At 71.0% G+C, this 18,805-nt stretch carries 18 protein-coding genes and 1 tRNA gene; 12 read left to right on the forward strand and 7 right to left on the reverse strand.

Translation table 11 applies throughout. The features are described from left to right. Positions 1-124 precede the first annotated feature (124 nt). From ACFY1H_RS31660 to ACFY1H_RS31675, 4 genes are all read left to right on the forward strand, one after another. Positions 125-1,402 carry a deoxyguanosinetriphosphate triphosphohydrolase gene (locus tag ACFY1H_RS31660; protein WP_366582605.1) on the forward strand — a complete coding sequence of 426 codons (1,278 nt, stop codon included), beginning with the start codon at positions 125-127 and terminating at the stop codon, positions 1,400-1,402. Positions 1,403-1,937: 535 nt separating this feature from the next. Beyond that, the gene (locus ACFY1H_RS31665) at positions 1,938-3,026 is read left to right on the forward strand and encodes a serpin family protein (RefSeq protein ID WP_386952440.1); all 1,089 of its coding nucleotides are present in this window, start codon (positions 1,938-1,940) and stop codon (positions 3,024-3,026) included. Next, positions 3,026-4,858 (forward strand): glycosyl transferase, encoded by a 1,833-nt coding sequence (locus tag ACFY1H_RS31670; RefSeq protein ID WP_386952443.1) that lies wholly within the window; start codon positions 3,026-3,028, stop codon positions 4,856-4,858. Before ACFY1H_RS31665 ends, ACFY1H_RS31670 begins: the two co-directional genes overlap by 1 nt. 132 nt (positions 4,859-4,990) lie before the next feature. Beyond that, the gene (locus ACFY1H_RS31675; RefSeq protein ID WP_386952446.1) at positions 4,991-5,557 is read left to right on the forward strand and encodes a carboxymuconolactone decarboxylase family protein; all 567 of its coding nucleotides are present in this window, start codon (positions 4,991-4,993) and stop codon (positions 5,555-5,557) included. On the opposite strand, the gene ACFY1H_RS31680 is transcribed toward ACFY1H_RS31675, so the two are convergent. After that, positions 5,520-6,749 (reverse strand): epoxide hydrolase family protein, encoded by a 1,230-nt coding sequence (locus tag ACFY1H_RS31680; RefSeq protein ID WP_386952448.1) that lies wholly within the window; start codon positions 6,747-6,749, stop codon positions 5,520-5,522. The genes ACFY1H_RS31675 and ACFY1H_RS31680 overlap by 38 nt on opposite strands. Positions 6,750-6,892: 143 nt before the next feature. Between ACFY1H_RS31680 and ACFY1H_RS31685 the strand changes: the two genes are divergently transcribed. Beyond that, a complete protein-coding gene (locus tag ACFY1H_RS31685) occupies positions 6,893-7,825 on the forward strand; it encodes an alpha/beta fold hydrolase (protein WP_386952451.1) in 933 nt (310 codons plus the stop codon). On the opposite strand, the gene ACFY1H_RS31690 is transcribed toward ACFY1H_RS31685, so the two are convergent. Beyond that, positions 7,822-8,760, reverse strand: a complete 939-nt coding sequence (locus ACFY1H_RS31690) for a sigma-70 family RNA polymerase sigma factor (RefSeq protein WP_366582610.1) — start codon at positions 8,758-8,760, stop codon at positions 7,822-7,824. The genes ACFY1H_RS31685 and ACFY1H_RS31690 overlap by 4 nt on opposite strands. 52 nt (positions 8,761-8,812) lie before the next feature. On the opposite strand from ACFY1H_RS31690, the gene dnaG reads away from it, so the two are divergent. The 3 genes from dnaG to ACFY1H_RS31705 are packed head-to-tail and all read left to right on the forward strand — an operon-like array spanning position 8,813 to position 12,064. Further along, positions 8,813-10,720, forward strand: coding sequence for a DNA primase (dnaG, locus tag ACFY1H_RS31695; protein ID WP_386952455.1), 1,908 nt, complete (start codon positions 8,813-8,815; stop codon positions 10,718-10,720). 1 nt (position 10,721) lies between these two features. Next, positions 10,722-11,246: a hypothetical protein gene (locus ACFY1H_RS31700; protein ID WP_386952458.1), complete on the forward strand. Its 525-nt coding sequence runs from the start codon at positions 10,722-10,724 to the stop codon at positions 11,244-11,246. A gap of 53 nt (positions 11,247-11,299) precedes the next feature. Then, positions 11,300-12,064 carry a trans-aconitate 2-methyltransferase gene (locus ACFY1H_RS31705; protein ID WP_386952460.1) on the forward strand — a complete coding sequence of 255 codons (765 nt, stop codon included), beginning with the start codon at positions 11,300-11,302 and terminating at the stop codon, positions 12,062-12,064. A gap of 49 nt (positions 12,065-12,113) precedes the next feature. Here ACFY1H_RS31705 and ACFY1H_RS31710 read toward each other — a convergent pair whose 3' ends face one another. Further along, on the reverse strand, positions 12,114-12,290 hold the full coding sequence (locus ACFY1H_RS31710) for a hypothetical protein (RefSeq protein ID WP_366582614.1): 177 nt from the start codon (positions 12,288-12,290) through the stop codon (positions 12,114-12,116). Positions 12,291-12,455: 165 nt separating this feature from the next. Between ACFY1H_RS31710 and ACFY1H_RS31715 the strand changes: the two genes are divergently transcribed. Further along, positions 12,456-12,528 (forward strand) — tRNA-Asn (locus ACFY1H_RS31715). A 450-nt stretch (positions 12,529-12,978) separates the two neighbouring features. After that, complete coding sequence (locus tag ACFY1H_RS31720; protein ID WP_386952463.1) at positions 12,979-13,797, forward strand: alpha/beta fold hydrolase; 819 nt, start codon at positions 12,979-12,981, stop codon at positions 13,795-13,797. 186 nt (positions 13,798-13,983) lie between these two features. Here the strand turns inward: ACFY1H_RS31720 and ACFY1H_RS31725 are convergent, their stop codons facing one another. The 4 genes from ACFY1H_RS31725 to ACFY1H_RS31740 form a co-directional block, all read right to left on the reverse strand. Further along, entirely contained in the window at positions 13,984-14,493 is a 510-nt protein-coding gene (locus tag ACFY1H_RS31725) for a DUF3291 domain-containing protein (protein WP_366582616.1), read from the reverse strand. 31 nt (positions 14,494-14,524) lie between these two features. Next, positions 14,525-15,187: a helix-turn-helix domain-containing protein gene (locus tag ACFY1H_RS31730; RefSeq protein ID WP_366582617.1), complete on the reverse strand. Its 663-nt coding sequence runs from the start codon at positions 15,185-15,187 to the stop codon at positions 14,525-14,527. 110 nt (positions 15,188-15,297) lie between these two features. Next, positions 15,298-15,654, reverse strand: a complete 357-nt coding sequence (locus tag ACFY1H_RS31735) for a hypothetical protein (RefSeq protein ID WP_366582618.1) — start codon at positions 15,652-15,654, stop codon at positions 15,298-15,300. 99 nt (positions 15,655-15,753) lie between these two features. Continuing rightward, on the reverse strand, positions 15,754-16,776 hold the full coding sequence (locus ACFY1H_RS31740; protein WP_386952468.1) for an Lrp/AsnC family transcriptional regulator: 1,023 nt from the start codon (positions 16,774-16,776) through the stop codon (positions 15,754-15,756). Between the two features lie 327 nt (positions 16,777-17,103). Here ACFY1H_RS31740 and ACFY1H_RS31745 point away from each other — a divergent pair, with 327 nt between their 5' ends. Both ACFY1H_RS31745 and ACFY1H_RS31750 read left to right on the forward strand, forming a co-directional pair. Beyond that, complete coding sequence (locus tag ACFY1H_RS31745) at positions 17,104-18,588, forward strand: CocE/NonD family hydrolase (protein WP_386952470.1); 1,485 nt, start codon at positions 17,104-17,106, stop codon at positions 18,586-18,588. Beyond that, positions 18,585-18,731, forward strand: a complete 147-nt coding sequence (locus ACFY1H_RS31750) for a hypothetical protein (RefSeq protein WP_386952473.1) — start codon at positions 18,585-18,587, stop codon at positions 18,729-18,731. The genes ACFY1H_RS31745 and ACFY1H_RS31750 overlap by 4 nt, the downstream gene beginning before the upstream one ends. Positions 18,732-18,805: the final 74 nt, after the last annotated feature.

Raw genomic sequence — 18,805 nt, forward strand, 5'->3', positions numbered from 1 at the left:
GTGGCCGCGCTACTGTGCCGATTATTACTAATCCGACCACAGTCACGGCCGAATGGCTTCATAGCAACGGTTGCGTGTCGCTCGGGGGTCGGTCTACTTTTGGCCGGATCAGTAAACTGACCGGGTGAGCGACGGGTACTCCGAGTACGACCGCGCCCGGGTGCTGGCCGAGGCACCCAAGGGCGCGGCGCTGGCCGGCGCGCGGCCCGACGGGCGCAGCGACTTCGCGCGCGACCGCGCCCGCGTGCTGCATTCGGCCGCGCTGCGCCGGCTGGCGGGCAAGACGCAGGTGGTCGGCCCCGGGGAGGGGGCCGAGGTCAGCGGCGTGCCGCGCACGCGGCTCACGCACTCGCTGGAGGTCGCGCAGATCGGGCGCGGCATCGCCGAGGAGCTGGGCGCCGACCCGGACCTCGTCGACACGGCCGGGCTCGCGCACGACATCGGGCACCCGCCGTTCGGGCACAACGGCGAGCAGGCGCTCGACGACGTCGCCCAGGCGTGCGGCGGCTTCGAGGGCAACGCGCAGACGCTGCGCATCCTCACGCGCCTGGAACCGAAGTCCCTCGACGAAGCCGGCGCGGCGGCCGGCTTGAACCTCACGCGCGCGTGCCTCGACGCGACCACGAAGTACCCGTGGCGGCGCCGGCCGGGGCAGCAGAAGTACGGCGTGTATGCCGACGACGTGCCCGTGTTCGAGTGGGTGCGCTCCCGGGCGCCGGGCGAGCGGCGGTGCCTCGAGGCCCAGATCATGGACTGGTCCGACGACGTGGCCTACTCCGTCCACGACGTCGAGGACGGCGTGCTGGCCGGGCGCATCTCGCTCGGCGTGCTGGCGGACCCGGACGAACGCGCGGCCGTCGCCGAGGCCGCCGCGCGGCACTTCTCCACGCTGTCGGCGTCCACTTTGGAGGGCGCGGCCAAGGAGCTGCTCGACCTGCCCGTGGTGGCCGCCCTCGTCCGCACCGCTCCGGACGGCTCGCTGCGCGCGCAGGTTGCTTTGAAGCAGCTGACGAGCGAGCTCGTGGGCCGCTTCGCCTCCGCCGCGGTCACCGGTACCCGCAGCGTCTACGGCGAGGGCCCCCTCCTGCGCTACGGCGCCCGCCTCGCCGTCCCGGACCAGGTCGCGGCGGAGGTCGCGCTGCTCAAGGCCCTGGCCCTGCGCTACGTCATGAGCGACCGGCGCCGCCTCGCCATGCAGGACGGCCAGCGCGAGCTGATCGCGCAGCTGGTCGCCGCCCTCCTGCGCCGCGCCCCGGAATCCCTGGACCCCCTCTTCGTCCCCCCGTGGCACGCCGCCACCGACGACGCCGCACGCCTGCGCGTGGTGGTCGACCAGGTCGCCTCACTCACCGACGCGCAGGCCCACGAATGGCACCGCTGGCACGTGGGCCGGCACGCCTGACCTGGTGTTGTCGTGCTGCTGCTCTTGGGGGTGGCGGTGGGCGGGGTCGCGTCGATGACGGACGCGCGGGTTCACCAAGGGCACCGTGGGCACGTTGGCTGGCACGGTTGAGCTGTCGCCGGCTCGACCGCGCCCTTCTCGACCGCGCCCGTCTCGACGACGCCCTTCTCGGCCGCGCGGTCTTGACCACCGCGCTGCCCTCCGCTCCGCCTGCCCACAGCCCTCGCGGGCCGGCCAACCCCGCCCCAAATGTGGCGTTCGGTGCGCTCAACGCACCGAACGCCACATTGGGTGCGCTCGGCGCAACCAACGCCACATTGGGGTGCTCGGGGCCGGCCGGAGAGATGGCGAGCCGAGGGGGTAAGCCGACCGGAGGGGTCAGGGGTGAGCGAGAGGGGACGGCAAGCCGGAGGGGACGGGCGAGCCGGAGCGGAGGGCCAGCCGGAGTGGCAGGCGGGACGAGGCAGGGGCGGGGCGAGGCTTCAGCTGATCGGTTCCGTGCCGCCGGAACCACCCGGTCGGGTACGGTCGCCGCATGGCCGTGGACAGCCACTTGGACTTCACGCTCGCCCTGGGACGCACCGCTGCGGCGGGTGGGGGTGACGCGTGTTTTTCGCCGTACTCCGCGGCCAGTGCGCTGGGCCTCGCGGCCCGGGCGGCGCGCGGGCGGACCGCCGAGGAGCTGCGCGAGCTCCTGGCCACCAGCGAAGCCGACCTCGACGCGCACGCCACAGTGCTGCGCGACGCCGCGGCGCTCGGCGATGAGGCCCGGCTGGCCGTCGCCAACACGCTCTGGGCGTCCGATCAGATCACGGTCGAGAGCGCCTTCCTCGACGAGCTCATCACCTGGCCCGGCGGCAAAGCCGAGACCGCGCCCTTCACCACGGACCCCGAAGCCGCGCGCGGACTGATCAACACCGACGTCGACCGGATCACCCACGGCCTGATCCCGGAGCTGCTGCCCTCGGGCACGATCAGCGCCGACACGCGCGCCAGCCTCGTCAACGCGCTCTACCTCAAGACCGCCTGGCGCCACCCGTTCCCCGACGGTGCCACCGCGCCCGCGGACTTCCACAGTCCCGGGGCCACCCGCCGGGTGCCGACGATGCACCTCGAGGAGACCGTCGGCCACCACCACGCCGATGGCTGGCAGGTCGTGAGCCTCCCCGCGCAGGGCGGCGTCGAAGCCGTCGTCCTGCTCCCGGACGGCGATCTCGCGCCCGCCGAGGCCACGCTCGACACCGCCAACCTCAAGCAGCTCCTCGACAGCCCGAAGCGCCGCAAGGTGCGCCTGTCGCTGCCCAAGATCAAGCTCGACGTCCGCACCGACCTCGACGGTGCCCTGCGTGCCCTGGGCGTGCGCGAGGTGTTCACGCAGGGCGCCGACCTCACCGGGCTCACCGCCACGCGTCCGCTGTGGGTCGACAGCGTGGTGCACCAGGCCGTGCTGCGCCTCGACGAGCAGGGTCTCGAAGGCGCGGCCGCCACGGCGATCCAGATGCGCACACTGTCCCTGTCCACGGCCGAGCCGCTCGAAGTCGTGGTGGACCGGCCGTTCCTCCTGCTCGTCCGGCACGCCGGCACCGGCGCGGTGTATTTCTTCGCGCGGGTGGTGCGCCCGTAGTGAGCCTTTTCCAACCGGAAGCGAGGACCGAGCTGATCCCCGCCGTTCCCGGGCCGTCCGCGCCCGCCGCCACACCGAAGCTGCGCCCGTCGTGGGCCGACGCCGGCATCATGGCGGCCTTCCTCGCGTTCGCCTTCATCCTGTACGGCGGGCTCTGGAGCGACCTGGGCACGGGCTACCTGTGGAACAGCGCGTCGGACCAGAACCTGTGGGAGTGGTTCTTCGACGTCACCGCGAAGTCCGTGCTGCACCTGCAGAACCCGCTCAACTCGGACCTGCAGGACTACCCGCTCGGCGTGAACATGATGGCCAACACGGCCATGCTCGGCGTCGGCATCCCGCTCACGCCGATCACGCTCGCCTTCGGCCCCACGGTCACGTGGGCGATCGCGCTCACCGGCAGCCTCGCCGGCACCGCGGCCGCCTGGTACTGGGTGTTCTCGCGCCACCTCGTCCGGTACCGCGCGGCCGCGGCGATCGGCGGCGCGGTGGCCGGGTTCGCGCCGTCGATGATCTCGCACGGCAACGCGCACCCGAACTTCGTCGCGTGGTTCGTGCTGCCGTTCCTGGCGCTGAAGGTGATCCACCTGGCGCAGGGCCGCAAGCTCGTGCGCAACGGGATCTGGCTCGGCGTGCTCACGGCGTACCAGATCTTCCTCGGCGAAGAGCCGCTGCTGATCTTCGCGCTGGGCTTCGTGATCTTCGCCGTCGCGTACCTCGCGTCGCGCCCGCGGGAGATCAAGGCGATGGTGCGCCCGCTGCTGCTCGGCGGCGGGCTGGCCGTGGTGATCACCGCCGTGCTGGTGGCTTTCCCGCTGTGGTGGCAGTTCTTCGGCCCGCAGAGCTACTCCGGCCTGGAGCACGGCCCGGTCGGCAACGACCTCGCCGCGTTCACGCGGTTCGCCACGCAGTCGGTCGCCGGCCAGCCCGACGCCGCGGCCGACGTGTCGATCAACCGCACCGAGGAGAACGCGTTCTTCGGCTGGCCGCTCATCGCGCTCATGGTCGTGGTGACGATCTGGCTGTGGCGCGAGGTCGTGGCGCGCTCGCTCGCGATCTCGATGTTCCTCATGGCGTGGCTGTCGATGGGCGTCGAGCTCATGGCGGTGCACGTGGACACCGGTGTGGCGGGGCCGTGGAAGCTGCTGGCCGACCTGCCGCTGTTCGAGTCGCTGCTGGAGTCGCGCCTGGCGATGGCGTGCGTGCCCGCGATCGGCGCGCTGCTCGCGATCGCCACCGAGCGCGTGTTCGCCACGGCCGAGACACTGCCGGACCCGGAAGAGGGCCGGCGCCGGTTGCCCCTTCGCCTGCTCTGGGTGGGTGCGGTGATCGCCGTGCTCCTCCCGATCGCGCCGACGCAGCTGCTGGTCAAGGACCGCCCGCCGACGCCGGCGTTCTTCGCCGACGGCACCTGGCGCACCTACGTCGCCCCGGGTGGCACGGTGGTGCCCGTGCCGTTGCCTGGCTCGGGCGAGTCCGAGCCGCTGCACTGGCAGATGGACGCGGGCCTGGGCTACGCGATGCCCGAGGGCTACTTCGTGGGCCCGAGCGGGCCCGACGACAAACGCGGCCGCTACGGCTCCTACCAGATGCCGACGTCCACCCTGCTCGACCGCGTCCGCGACTCGGGCGAGGCCCAGCCCGTCACCGACGCCGACCGCGACCAGACCATCAAGGACCTGCGCTACTGGAACGCCAGCGTGCTCGTCCTCATCCCGCGCGAACACGCCGACGCGTACCGCGCCACCGTCGAGCTGCTGCTGCGCAAACCCGCGCAGTTCGTGGACGGCGTGTGGCTCTGGGACGTGCGCGCGATCACGGCCGGCCGCTGAGGCGCGTTTGTCCGTGCTGCGGGCGTCTGGTGTTCGAGGTGGTGGCGCCCGACCTGCTGGCGCCGCCAGTAGCTGTCACACCTCCGGCGCCCGTCTCGTTCCTCCGTCAGCACCGACGAAGAGGAGACGACCATGCCCCGCATTCCGGCGAAGCGCACCACCGAGGCCGGCCCGCTGCTGAAGCTGTTCTACCGGTTCGCCGGAAAGCGCTTCGGCGCCGTGCCCGAGCCGATGGCCGTGGTGGCGCACCATCCCGGGCTGCTGCGCGCGACTGTGGTCCACGAGCTGATGGCCGAGAAGGCGTCGAAGCGGCTGCCCGCCAACGTGCGCGAGCTGGCGGTGTACCGCGTCGCCACGCGGATTGGGTGTTCGTGGTGCGTGGATTTCGGCACGATGCTGCAGCGCCACGACGGCCTGGACATCGAGCGGCTGCGCCACATCGACGACTACGCGACCTCGCCCGCGTTCTCGCGTGCCGAGCGGCTGGCCGTGGCCTACGCCGACGCGATCTCGGGCGCGCAGGTGAGCGTGACCGACGAGCAGGTGGCCGAGCTCGAAGCCGAGTTCGGGCGCGCCGGCGTGCTGGAGCTGACCTACCAGATCGCGCTCGAGAACTCCCGCGCGCGCATGAACAGCGCGCTCGGCATCGTCGACCAGGGCTTCACCTCGGGCGACGCGTGCCGGGTGCCGCTGCCATGAGCGGCTGGAACGCGGCCCGCAGCTCGGCGGCGAACAGGTCGGGTTCCTCCCACGCGGCGAAGTGACCGCCGCGCTCCGCCTCGTGGAAGTAGTCGAGGGTGGGGTAGGCCTGTTCGGCCCAGGTGCGCGGTGTCCGCCAGATCTCGCCGGGGAACGTCGTGAAGCCGACCGGGACGCGGACCGGGGGCGGCGGCGGGTTCTGGGCGGCGGGCGCGTCCGGCCCGTACGCCTCCCAGTACGACCGGGCGGCCGAGGCGCCGGTGCCGGTCAGCCAGTACGCGGTGATGTTGTCCAGGACGTGGTCGGGGGTCAGGTTGCCGGAGGGCTGCCCGTCGAGGAAGGCGCGGGCGATCTTGGCGTAGGCGTCGGTGTCGTGGTCGAGCATCCAGGCGGCCAGCGCCGCGGGGGAGTCCAGCAGCGCGTAACCGATCGTCTGCGGCCGGGTGGCCTGCTCGACGAAGTAGCCGTTGCCGCTGGTCTGGAACGTCTTGATCGCCGCCTGCGCCGCCCGTTCCTGCTCGGTGCCCGACGGCAGGGCCGCCGGGTCGTTCAGCGCGGGCACGAGCAGGTTGGTGTGGATGCCCACCAGCCCCTCGGGTGCCTGGCGGCCCATCACGTCGGTGACCCCGGCGCCGACATCGCCGCCCTGCGCCACGAAGCGCGAGTAGCCGAGGCGGCGCATCAGCTCCGCCCAAGCGTGGGCGGTGCGGCCGAGGTCCCAGCCGACCTCGGCCGGCTCGGCGGAGAAGCCGTAGCCGGGCAGCGAGGGCAAGACGACGTGGAACGCGTCCTGGGCGAGCCCGCCGTACGTGGTCGGGTCGGTGAGCGGGCCGATCGAGTCGAGCAGCTCCATGACCGAGCCCGGCCAGCCGTGGGTCATGATCAGCGGCAGCGCGTCTTCGTGCCGCGACGGCACGTGCAGGAAATGGATCTCCACGCCGTCGATCTCGGTGGTGAACTGCGGGAGCGCGTTCAGCCGCGCCTCGACCCGCCCGGTGTCGTACCCGCTTGCCCAATACCGGCAGACCGCTTGCAGCACGGCCAGCTGGACGCCCTGCGAACGGTCGTCGACGAGTTCCGCGGTCGGCCAGCGGGTCGCGGCGAGGCGCCGCTCGAGATCGTCGAATGCCTCGGGCGGCACGGCCACCGAGAACGGGCGGACGGCACCGGTTCGCTCACCTGTCGTTGCCACGACGGACCTCCGGATCGTTGGGGGCGGACGACCCCGGACAGTGGCACGCGCTCGCGGGCCACGGGTCATCTGCCGGAGGTGATGCCGTCCGCGAGGGGGCCCAGAACCATGCATGCCTCAGGGCCGAACCCAGCGAGGCGACGATGAACACGAGCGAAGGCCGCGCCGGCGGCGCGAGCGGGAAACCCGACCGGCAGGCGGCGTGGCTGGGCGGCGACCTCCGTGAGGGCTACGCGGAAGTCGGCGACGTACGGCTGCACTACGTCGAAGCCGGCGAAGGCCCGCTGATCGTGCTGCTGCACGGCTTCCCCGAGTTCTGGTACGGCTGGCGCAAGCAGATCGCACCGCTGGCGGCAGCGGGGTTCCGCGTTGTCGCGCCGGATCTGCGTGGCTACAACCTGTCCTCGCGGCCGAAGGAGGTCGACGCCTACGACACCGACCGGCTGACCGCCGATCTCAGCGGCCTCATTCGCGAACGCGGCGCCGAGCAGGCGCTGCTGGCCGGGCACGACTGGGGCGGAACCGTCGCCTGGGCGACCGCGATGAGCCACCCCGAGGTCGTGGACCGGGTGGCCGTCCTCAACGCGGCCCACCCGCGCAAGCTGTCGCAGGGACTGCACCACCCCGGCCAGCTCCGGAAGTCCTGGTACTTCTTCATGTTCGCCCTCCCGGACCTGCCCGAGACGATCGTGCACGCGAACAACTGGCACTTCTTCCGCCACTTCCTGCAGGACGCGAACCCGGCGTACACAGCGGAGGAGATCGACCGGTACGTGCAGGCGTGGTCCCAGCCGGGCGCGGCGACCGGGATGATCAACTACTACCGGTCCTCGGTGCGGACCCCGCCGAAGAAGGCGGAAGCGGCGATCCGCCCGATCAAGGCGCCCACCCTGGTCATCTGGGGCGACAAGGACCGCTACCTCGGCCAGGAGCTGGCCGAGCCCGAGGCCGAGGACGTCCCCGGCCTCGACCGCGTGGAACGGCTGCCCGACGCGTCGCACTGGGTGCACCACGACGAGGCCGAGCAGGTCACGCGACTGCTCGCCGACTTCTTCGCACCCGCCCGCCGAACCTAGGCGGGGCGCGTGATGTGCGTGAGCTTGTCGGGGTTCACGATGTCGTAGATGGCCACGATGCGCCCGTCGCGCAGGCTCATGGACTGCACGTGCTCGTCGACGGACAGGAACCCGTCGCGGCCGGGCATCGGCGGCAGCCACAGGCCGAGGTCGCCGTTGACCAGGATCGGGGCACCGCGGCTGAACACGCCCGGCTCGTACTTCTCCATCAGGCCCAGGAAGAAGCGCATGAGCTTGTCGGCGCCGACCATGATCTGGCGCGTGGTGCGGCCCTTGCCGTCGGAATCGCCGATGAGCACGACGTCCGGGTGCAGCACCTCGGTCATGCCCCGGATGTCTCCGGCCAGCAGCGCGGTCACGAACCGCTCCAGCACCTGCTGCTGCTCCGTGAGCTCGGCGCGCGGCGGCGGGTCGGCGCTCTCGAGCGCGCGCCGCGCCCGGGAGCCGTGCTGGCGGGCGGCGTCGGGTGAGCAGCCGAGGATCTCGGCGATCTCCCCGAACGGCACGGAGAACGCGTCATGCAGCACGAACGCCACGCGCTGCTCGGGCGTGAGCTTGTCCAGCACCACGAGCGCGGCCATGCGGATGCCGTCGTCGCGCACCGCGGCCTCGAGCGGGTCCTCGCTCACCGGTGCGCCGAACGGCGTCACGATCGGCTCGGGCAGCCACTGGCCCACGTACTGCTCGCGCCGCGCCGGCGCCGACCGCAGCCGGTCCAGACAGATCCGGCCGACGACCGTGGTCAGCCAGGCCCGCAGGTCGCGGATGCCGGCGCGCCCGGCGTCGTCGAGCGCGGCCAGGCGCAGCCACGCTTCCTGCACGGCGTCCTCGGCGTCCGAGCGGGTGCTCGTGAGCCGGTAGGCCACCCCGATCAGGTGGCCGCGGTGGGTGGCGAACTCCCGGGCGAGGTCGTCGAGCGCCGTCGGTGTGGGCATGAGGCCGAGTGTGCCGCAAAGCCACCGGGGAGGGAGAACTATTGTGGATACCGTGGCAGGACGGATTCGGGAGAGCGACATCGCGGAGGTGCGTGAGCGCAACCGGATCGACGAGGTCGTGGGGGAGTACGTCGCGCTGCGGCGCGCCGGGGGCGGCAGCCTGAAGGGGCTGTGCCCGTTCCACAACGAGAAGACCCCGTCGTTCAACGTGCGCCCCACGCACGGCACGTTCCACTGCTTCGGCTGTGGCGAGGGCGGCGACGTCATCAAGTTCATCCAGAAGATCGACCTCGTCTCGTTCGTCGAGGCGGTCGAGCGGCTGGCGGACCGCGTCGGCATCCGGCTGAACTACGAGGGCGGCGGCGGGAGCGTGCAGCGCGACCGCGGCACGCGTTCCCGGCTGATCGAGGCGCACCGCGCGGCGAGCGAGTTCTACATCGAGCAGCTGGTGACCGACGAGGCCCGCGCCGCGCGCGACTTCCTCTCCGAGCGCGGGTTCGACGCGGCCGCGGCCAAGCAGTTCGGCTGCGGCTTCGCACCGGGCGGCTGGGACAAGCTCACGAAGCACCTGCTCAACCGCGGGTTCGAGGTCAAGGAGCTGCTCGCGGCGGGCTTGTCCAAGGAGGGCCAGCGCGGCCCGATGGACCGCTTCCACCGGCGGCTGGTGTGGCCGATCCGCGACGTCGGCAACGACGTGGTGGGCTTCGGCGCGCGGCGGCTGTTCGACGACGACCGCATCGAGGCGAAGTACCTCAACACCTCCGAGACGCAGATCTACAAGAAGTCGCAGGTCATGTTCGGCCTCGACCAGGCCAAACGCGAGATCGCGAAGCGCCACCAGGTCGTGGTGGTCGAGGGCTACACGGACGTGATGGCGATGCACGCGGCCGGCGTGCCGACGGCCGTCGCGTCGTCGGGCACGGCGTTCGGCGAGGACCACATGAAGGTGCTGCGCCGGCTGATGATGGACGACGACGCCTTCCGCGGTGAGATCATCTTCACCTTCGACGGCGACGCGGCGGGCCAGAAAGCCGCGCTGAAGGCGTTCGAGGGCGACCAGACCTTCGCCGGCCAGACCTACATCGCGGTGGCGCCCGACGGCATGGACCCGTGCGAGCTGCGCATCGCGAAGGGCGACGCGGCGGTGAAGGACCTCGTGGCGCGCCGGACGCCGCTGTTCGAGTTCGTGATCAAGAGCACGCTCAAGCAGTTCGACCTCGACGCGGTCGACGGCCAGGTCTCGGCGCTGCAGAAGACCGTGCCGATGGTCGCGGCCATCAAGGACCGCGCGAGCCGCGACGGGTACGCGTCGAAGCTCGCGTGGTGGGTCGGCTGGCAGGACGTGGCGCAGGTCGTGAACCGCGTGCGCGGCGCGGCCGGGGCCACGGCCAAGCGCGGCGGCCAGCCGCAGCTGCGGCAGCCCGCGTCCCGGCAGGCGCCCGCGCCCGAGCCGGAGAAGCAGGACCTGCCGCGGCCCGCCCCCGGCGACCCGCGGTTCATGGGCCAGCGCGAGGCGCTCAAGGCCGCGCTGCAGCAGCCCGCGATCGCCGGGCCGGAGTACGACTCGCTGCCGGAGGAGGCGTTCACGCACCCCGTGTACGTCGCCGTGCACCTGGCGTTGCTCAAGGCCGGCGGCGCCGCGTCGGGGCTCACCGGCTCGGCCCTGCTCGACGCCGCGCGGCAGCACTGTCCGGAAGGGACGGTGCGGCGCGTGCTGAGCGAGCTGGCCGTGGAACCGTTGCGCGCCTTGGGAGAAGTGGACTCGCGCTACATCTCCGGCGTGCTCGCGGGGGTGCAGGAAAGTCTCGTCGGCCGGCAGATCGGCGAGATCAAGTCGAAGCTGCAACGACTTTCGCCGGTCGAAGCGCCCGACGACTACCGTGCGTTGTTCGGCGACCTCGTGGCGCTGGAGCAGTACCGCAAGTCGCTGCGCGAGCAGGCCGCGTCCGGATGGGACTGACATGGGCTGGCTGAACCGGCTGATGGGCGGGGGACTCCCCGCGGACTTCCCGGGGGAGCTCGCTCCGGGCGAGAACGTGATCGCGGTCGCGGGCGTCGAGGGCGGTGGCGAGCTCGTGGTGACCAGCCTCGGCCTGTGGGTGCCGTCCGAGGGCGGCCCCCGGCGCGTCTACTGGCACCTCGTGGCCAAGGCCGCGTGGGGCGACGGTGTCTTCGAGCTCACGGAGTCCGAGGAGACCGGGGAGGCCGGCGCCGTGATGGTGGTCGTCGACCGCCCGCCCGTGCGGTTCCGGCTGCCCGCGCCGGGCAAGGTGCCGCCGCAGGTGCGCCTGCGCGTCGACGGCTCCGTGCGCGCGCGCCACCGCCACGACTTCGGGGCCGGCGGCGGCGCGTGGTTCGTGCAGCGGAAGGTCCCCGGCCGCGACGGCACGGTGCTCCAGGTGCGCCCCGACCCGGGCACGGATCCGGCGCTGGTGGAGGCGATCGCGGGGGAAGTAGCCGCGAAGCTGGCCAACCCGGGGGAGTAAGCAGTACGCTCGTACTCAGTACGGGCGTACGGTTTAGCTCTCGGGAGGCTCGCATGTGGGATCCGGCCAAGTACCTCGACTACGCGGACCTGCGGGCCCGCCCCTTCTACGACCTGATCGGGCGAATCTCGTCCGACGCGCCGCGCCGCGTCGTCGACCTGGGCTGCGGCCCGGGCAACCTCACGCTCGACCTGGGCCGCCGCTGGCCCGGCGCCACGCTGGAGGCGCTCGACAGCTCGCCGGAGATGGTCGACGCCGCCCGCGCTCGCGGCGTGGACGCGCACGTCGCCGACGTCCGCGAGTGGGCGCCGCACCCGGACACCGACGTGGTCGTCTCCAACGCGGTGCTGCAGTGGGTGCCGGGCCACGACGAGCTGCTGCGCCGCTGGGTCTCGCAGCTGCCTTCGGGTGCCGTGCTGGCCGTGCAGGTGCCGGGCAACTTCGGCGCGCCGTCGCACCGCATCACGCGCGAGCTGGCGGCGTCCCCGGCGTGGGCCTCGCGCCTGGCCACCCTGGTCTTGCGCGAGGACGAGGCCGTGTCGTCGCCTCTGGAGTACGCCTCCCTGCTGGCCGACGCGGGCTGCCTCGTCGACGCCTGGGAGACCACCTACGTGCAGCGCCTGGCCGGCGAGAACGCCGTGCTGGAGTGGATCACCGGCACCGCCCTGCGCCCCATCCGCGCCGCCCTCCCGGACGACGACTGGGCCGCCTTCCGCACGGAGCTGGCCCCGCTCCTCGACGAGGCCTACCCGCCCCGCGCGGACGGCACGACGTGGTTCGAGTTCCGCCGCATCTTCTTCGTGGCGCGCATCCCCTGACGTTTCCGGGCGCGCTCGCAGGCCCCCTCGGCGGCAGTGTGCGCGAGGCTCAGCGCCCCCGGCCGAACTTCTCCCCGACCTTGGCCCGTGCCACTCCCGCGGCGCCCTGGACCATCGGGTGGTCGATCACCTTGCGGTAGGTGCGCACGAGCTGCTCGTACCGTCCCCGGCCGGCCCTGGTCCCCAGCACGTATCCCAGACCCACGCCCAGCAGGAACTTCTTCATCAGTGGCCACGCCTCTCGTTCGTCGGACTCCCGACTCTCCATTGTCCAGCAATCCGGCGCCCCCTGGGCGTGATCCGCAAAGAGGGGCCCCCTGTTCGGGTGGCGCGGGGGGTGCGCTAAAGTTCTTTCCATCGCACCGGAGATCCGGTGCACAACCGAATACGATCCCCTGTAGCTCAACTGGCAGAGCATTCGGCTGTTAACCGGAGGGTTCTTGGTTCGAGTCCAAGCGGGGGAGCAAAGCCCAGGCCACAGGCCTGGGCTTTTTTGCTACCCGTTGGTAGGGGCGACTTGAGGGCGGTAGAAGCCCAGTTTCGTGACCGCCGGCGGGGCTGCCGCTGTCGACCAAGTGGCCCATCGGCGGATGTTCGCGTAGCTGATCGGTGACGCTTCGCCGAGCGTGGCGAAGGTGGTCTCGGTCGGCAAGTTTCGGGTGGTGCCGGCGTCGGCCCGGCGGCAGCTGCCGTGACAGCCGACACACGACCAGAAGGGCACCGCCCGACCGAGTCCGGCCTGGGCGGCCACGGCCCGCTGTCGCCGTCCGACCGGTCCCGCTGGCTCCGTCCGGAGCCGCCGGGCCTGCGCGCTCGCCCGCGACCGCCCACCGGACTCATTACGTGCCAGGTAATCGACCAGCGTCTCATCCTCGGCGACCATTGGGTCACAACACAATGGTGAGGAGCGGAAAATGCCTTTCTTCGAGGTCGGTGACGGGACCCGCCTGTCGTACGAAGATTACGGTTCGGGCGCGCCGATGGTGTTCGTTTCCAGTTGGGTGCTGAACGCCGAAATGTGGGAATATCAGGTTCCGTTCTTCGTCGAGCGAGGATTCCGGTGTGTCCTGCTGGACCGGCGGGGGCACGGCCGCTCGGACCGCCCCTCCTCCGGCTACGACGCGGACACCGGCGCCGACGATCTGGCCGCGTTGATCGAGCATCTGGACCTGCGCGGCATCACGCTCGTCGCCCACTCGGCCGGCAGTGGCGAGGCCGCACGCTATCTGTCCCGGCACGGCGAGGAGCGGGTCTCCCGTGTCGCGTTCCTGGCGGCGACGTTGCCGTACCTCGAATTGACCGAGGACAATCCCGAGGGAATTCCCGAGGCGGTCAACGAGGCGACGCTGGCACAGCTGCGCAAGGACCGGCCGAAGTGGTTCGCCGATCGAGCGCAGGGCTATTTCGCCACGCACTTGGGCAACGACGTTTCACCGGCACTGATCGAGCACGAGATCCGGCGCTGCCTGTCGGCATCGCCGTTCGCGACGGCCGCGATGTTCCACTCGAACTTCCACACCGATTTCCGCCCTGATCTGCGTCAGATCACCATTCCGACGCTCGTTGTGCACGGAGTGGCCGACCAGTCCGCCCCCATCGACGTCACCGGCCGTCGTACCCGGAAGCTCGTGCCCCACGCCGTCTACCGGGAATATCCCACTGCCGGGCACGGCCTGTACGTCACCCACGCTGAGCAACTCAACGCCGATGTCTTGGAGTTCATCAAGCGCTGAGGTGGTTCCGGGTCGCGCGCGAGGGGCCGGAGATCGTACTTCCCCGGAACGACCGATCGAGAGGAACGTCGTGTCCACAATGGATCGATTGTGGTGCCCGGTGGGGCTGTCGGTCCACGTTTCCGCCGCGAGCTGCGCCAAACTGATCCTGCTGCACGGATTCCCTGGCGGATCGCGCGGCCGCCACTACCTCGCGAGCTGGCGGCGCCGAGGAGCCTCCGCCGGGTGCCGCGGTGTCGAGTCGGCGTCCGCGGGCTGGTAGGTGTCGCGGAAACCGAAGGCGTTGGGCGTGGGGCCCTGTGCGCGTAACAGTTCCAGGCGCTCGACGGCCTCCTCGACGGTGGGAGTGTGCCCGGCGGGGATCCACCACATGACCTGGAACGGCGCCTTCGGAGGCTCGAACCATTCCGCCCGGCGGCGCAGCACGTCCAGGTGGCCGCTGCGGTAGACGTAGTCCCACAGGGCGTCCCGGCTTTCCCAGACGGACATGTTCACCAGGACGTCATTGCCCAGGGACGTGCGGATCGCGGTGGCGTCGGTGCCGCTGTCGTCGACCAGGCGCCAGATGAAGCCGGGTGCGTTGTCGGCGACCTCGTTCAGCGTGTCGAGCATGGACGTGAAGCCGTCCATGCGGCTGTCGGCGAGGGGGAATTTCATCGTGCCCACGTTGAGCTGGGCGAGGTGGTGTCCCGTCATGCCCTCACCTCACCATCGTGGTGTTTCTATGTCAACTCGCGTTATTTTTAGAAAGCTCGACGACGACGCAGCACATGCCCGGTCGCGGGTCCATGCGGGCCTGCAGGCCGACGGCGTCCTCCAGCAGCCCTTCCAGTAGCGCCAGGTTCATCCCGCACACCAGCACCGGATGCCGCTCGGAAAGGGCGTGGAAGGGGCAGTTGGCCAGGCGCAAGGCGTCCCGGTCTTCGTCCAGGCGGGGCTCGTAGCCGCGAGCGGCCAGCAGGGCCTTCGCCGCGTCGAGACCGTCGACCGGCGCGGGCGCGGTGGCGCGGGCGGCCCGCCCCTCCCGTCGGGCGGCGGCCTGCAGTTCGGTGTCCAGGCGGGCGGTGTCGGCGACCTCGGCCAGCAGATCGGCGGGGGTGCGGTAATCGCGCGGGGGAACCGAGAACTGGCGCTCGGCGCCGGACCTGCGATAGAGCTTGGCCGGCCGCCCGGCGCCGGGGCCCGTCCGCCCGCTCAGCCTCCTGCTGTCGGTCTCCAGCAGCCCCGCGTCCACGAGCTTGTCCAGGTGGAACGCGGCCAGCGTGCGCTGGATCCCGGCGCTCTCCGCCGCCTCGTTCCGGCTCACCTCGTGGTCCTGGGCTGCCACGTAGTCGTACAACCGCCGCCGGACGGGGTCCTGCAGCAGGGCGATCGCTTCGATGTCCTCCACGCGGCCAGTCTAAGAACAACCGGGATACTTGTTAGAGACCGCCCGGGGCGATCCTTGGCGAAGCCCTCGCCGCGCTGATGCGGACGAAGGCCGACCGGTTCGTCGCAACGCTACGGTCGGAGCCGCTCGAGCTGAGGGTCATAGCAGACCAATCCGTGTTCCGCGGCGAGCTGCGCGGCCCAGGCGGAGACCTCCTCGCACCGGCTCCACACCATCGGGAAGTACATCAACGGTCCGACCGCCTCGCTGAGCATCGGCGCGGTCGACCAAGGGCTGTCTTCGCCGTCTTCCTCACTGATGTCCGGGTAGCGATCGAGCAGAGCCAAGGCGAAGGTACGGATGCGGTCCGAGGGTGGTTCCTGACTGTCGGACTCGATGTGGCGCTCGTACAGCGAATGGAACACGTCGCCGGCCGCTTGGTCGCCGGACGGACGGTCGCCCTCCCATACCGCCAAGTCGTAGCTCACGCGTGGATCATGCCAGCGATGCTGTCGCCGCCTCCAGGCGCGAGCCCATCGCCCGTGCGAAGGCCGGCGAGGCCTGAGCCGCAGCTCGTTGACGACTGCCTACTGGGCGGGCTGCGGTGTGTCCGTGTCGAGGCGGCCGTCGGGGCGTAGCAGCCAGCCGGCGCGTTTGCGCGTGCGCAGGGTTACGGAGCTGTCGATGAGGGCGCCGGGCGGTAGCAGGTCCTCGAGTACGCCCTGGAGCTGCATCAGGTCGGCGAGGCCCGCCGTCCAGGCGAAGACGACGAAGTTCGCGGGGCCGGTCATCGACATGCACATCCGCACGCGGGGTTCGGCCCGCATTCTGGCGACCACGGACAGCAGGAGCGGTTTCGGCACGCGGCACCACCAGATGACGCTCACCGGCCACCGGGTGTGCAGCTGGGACAGTTCGCACCGCATCGCCAGCGCACCCGCTTTGAGCAGCCGGCCCAGCTGCCGCCGCACGGTCGAGGCCGGGCGGCCGACCTGGTCGGCGATGTCGATCGCCGTCGCTCTGCCGTTTTTGCTCAGGGCTGACATCAGCGGGGCGTAGGTGGGCGCGGTGATGTCGACCGGCGCTCCACGCGGGCTGGGGGTGGCGGCCTTCGCGGCCTTCTCGATCGCGGCCTGTTCACGGGCGTCGAGCGCGCCGAGCCGCCACTGGCTGCCTTCGATGTGCATCTCGGTGCCGAGGTGCGTCCTCGTCGACTGCACGCCCGGGATCCGGGACAGCTCGTCCAGGATCAACGACGACAGTTTCTCGAAAGTCGGTGCCGCGACGATCGTCATCAGGTCGCGGCCACGGGCCGCGTACTCGATGGCGCGGACGTGGACCAGCCCCTCGAGTGTGCCGACCACGTCGTCGAGCCGGCCCGGCGCGCAGTCGAACTCGACGATCGCCAGCTGCCGGTTGCGCGCGGCCACGCCGCCGAGCGGGTAGGCGTAAACCCACGCGACCTCGTTCTCGCGCAGCCGGATCCACCGGCTCGCGAGCGCCGGGGCCGACGTGCCCAGCACGGGCGCGAGGGAACTCCAGCTGGCTCGTGGCCACAGTTGCAGCGCATGGATGAGCGCGAGGTCGTCCTCGGACAATTGCTCTTGCATGACAGGGCTCCAGGAGCGCATGGTGCGCGGGAAACACCCATGGTGGCCGAACGCTACCTGTTTCTGCGTACGAAGGTCACTCGCGTGATCGCACAAGGGCCTGAATCCGGCCGGCGCGCGCGTTCACCGAATCAAGATGTCCGGCGCCGCGTTTGCGCAGTTGGGCGGGTTTCGGTCGCATCAGAAGTCAGAGAGGACGCCGGTCGAAGTGATCGCAGAACGCCCGATCAGAGGTTGGAATGGGTGTTTCTGCGCTACAAGACGGAAGGAATGATCACTTTGTCGACTTGGCGCCCTCAGTCAGGCTGTCGTGGATACGCTCCGGACATGCCGGAACCGTTGTCACCTGCCGATCTGTCCGCGCACTTCGCGGGACTCGATCTCTCGAAGCCCGTGGCTCGCTCGACCTCGTCGACGGATCCGTTCTTCACGTATGCGAGACCGGAAACGCACGGCGTTCACGTGAGCAAGGTCCAGGTCGAGATGCGGGACGGGGTGCTGCTGGCCGGGGAGCTCCACCGCCCCGCGAACCCGGACGGTTCCCCTGCGCCCGGGCGGTTTCCCGGCATCGTGTACGAGTTCAACGGGTACAACGCGGTGTCGTTCATGGCCGCCGGTGCCCGCGCGTTCGTGACCCGGGGGTACGTGGTCCTGGTGTGCAGCGTGCGCGGCAGCGGTGACTCGCCGGGGGAGATCGACCCGTTCGGCCCGCAGGAGCAGCGTGACAACGTAGACCTGATCGAGTGGCTCGGGACGCAGCCGTTCTCGACGGGCAAGGTCGGCCAGATGGGCGTGAGCTACGGCGGGCACACCGCCCTCCTCGCCGCCGTGCACCAGCCGGAACACCTCACCGCGGTGATCGCGGCCCAGGCGCTGAGCGACTGGTACGAGGACACGATCTACCTCGGCGGCGGCATCTACAACAACCGGATCCGCGGCTGGCAGTCCGACACCGCCCCGGCGACCCTCGAGACCTACCCCCGGCATCCGCTCTACGACGACTACTGGCGCGACCGCAGTGTGCGGGCGCGCTGGGACAGGCTCGACGTTCCGGTGCTCGACGTCGGCGGCTGGCTGGACCAGTACCGCAACGCCATGGTGAAGAACTTCCAGGCCCGCCCCGAAAACGTCTGGATGGTCGCGGGCCCGTGGAGCCACGGCATGCTCCCGGGCCAGTTCGAGGACATCGCGACCGCGGCGTACCTCGCGTGGTGGGACCACTGGCTCTCCGACGACGTCCCCGGCCTCCTGCCCGAAACCCGGGTGACCTCCTACGAGATGCCCGACGCGGGGTGGAAGCAGTACTCGACCTGGCCGCCGGCCCAGGCGCGGGAAGACCACCTGACTTTCGCGCCCGGCGGCAAGCTCGTGGCCGGTCCGGCGGAGAAGGCCACCGAAGTGTTCGACGTGGAGACCGGTGCGCTGCTCGCCGAGACGGAGTCCCTTCCGGCGGATCTGGTGCTGGCCGGTACGCCGTTCGTCGATCTGCGCGTCGCCTTCACCGCGGACGAAGGCTACGTCGCCGTGATCGTGGAAGACCTCGGCCCCGACGACGAGGTCTCCAGGGTCACCCACGGTTTCCTGCGCGCCAGCCACCGGGCCGGCAACGAGGTGCGGGTGCCGGTGGAGCCAGGAACTCCCTACGACCTGCGCGTGCCGCTGTGGGCGACGCACCACCGGTTCAAGGCGGGGCACCGGCTGCGGATCCGCGTCGCCAGCCGTGACGAAGGCGTGATCGACTCGGACTCGCCCGCCGGAACCGTGACCGTCCACTATGGCCCGTCCACCTTCACCTACCAGGCGATCGGATGACCCGGTCGATCGTCGCGGGCAAGACGGCCCTCGCCACCGGCGCGGGCCAGGGCACCGGTGCCGGAATCGCCCGGGCGTTGGCCCACGAAGGCGCTTCCGTGTCGGTGGTCGTCGACGGAGCCAGGGCGGCATCGCGGGCCTGACCCGGGTCGCCGCCTGCGAATGGGCCTGCTACGACATCACTGTCAAAGCCGTGGCCCCTTCGTGCTCAGCGAGC

This window comes from Amycolatopsis sp. NPDC001319 (assembly GCF_042896185.1).
Classification (GTDB): domain Bacteria; phylum Actinomycetota; class Actinomycetes; order Mycobacteriales; family Pseudonocardiaceae; genus Amycolatopsis.

Bases quoted from the DNA above. Each gene is read 5' to 3' on its own strand.
- ACFY1H_RS31665 (WP_386952440.1), top strand. From the start codon at position 1,938: ATGGCCGTGGACAGCCACTTGGACTTCACGCTCGCCCTGGGACGCACC.
- ACFY1H_RS31675 (WP_386952446.1), top strand. From the start codon at position 4,991: ATGCCCCGCATTCCGGCGAAGCGCACCACCGAGGCCGGCCCGCTGCTG.
- ACFY1H_RS31685 (WP_386952451.1), top strand. From the start codon at position 6,893: ATGAACACGAGCGAAGGCCGCGCCGGCGGCGCGAGCGGGAAACCCGAC.
- ACFY1H_RS31690 (WP_366582610.1), bottom strand. From the start codon at position 8,760: ATGCCCACACCGACGGCGCTCGACGACCTCGCCCGGGAGTTCGCCACC.
- ACFY1H_RS31700 (WP_386952458.1), top strand. From the start codon at position 10,722: ATGGGCTGGCTGAACCGGCTGATGGGCGGGGGACTCCCCGCGGACTTC.
- ACFY1H_RS31705 (WP_386952460.1), top strand. From the start codon at position 11,300: ATGTGGGATCCGGCCAAGTACCTCGACTACGCGGACCTGCGGGCCCGC.
- ACFY1H_RS31710 (WP_366582614.1), bottom strand. From the start codon at position 12,290: ATGAAGAAGTTCCTGCTGGGCGTGGGTCTGGGATACGTGCTGGGGACC.
- ACFY1H_RS31720 (WP_386952463.1), top strand. From the start codon at position 12,979: ATGCCTTTCTTCGAGGTCGGTGACGGGACCCGCCTGTCGTACGAAGAT.
- ACFY1H_RS31725 (WP_366582616.1), bottom strand. From the start codon at position 14,493: ATGACGGGACACCACCTCGCCCAGCTCAACGTGGGCACGATGAAATTC.
- ACFY1H_RS31740 (WP_386952468.1), bottom strand. From the start codon at position 16,776: ATGCAAGAGCAATTGTCCGAGGACGACCTCGCGCTCATCCATGCGCTG.
- ACFY1H_RS31745 (WP_386952470.1), top strand. From the start codon at position 17,104: ATGCCGGAACCGTTGTCACCTGCCGATCTGTCCGCGCACTTCGCGGGA.
- ACFY1H_RS31750 (WP_386952473.1), top strand. From the start codon at position 18,585: ATGACCCGGTCGATCGTCGCGGGCAAGACGGCCCTCGCCACCGGCGCG.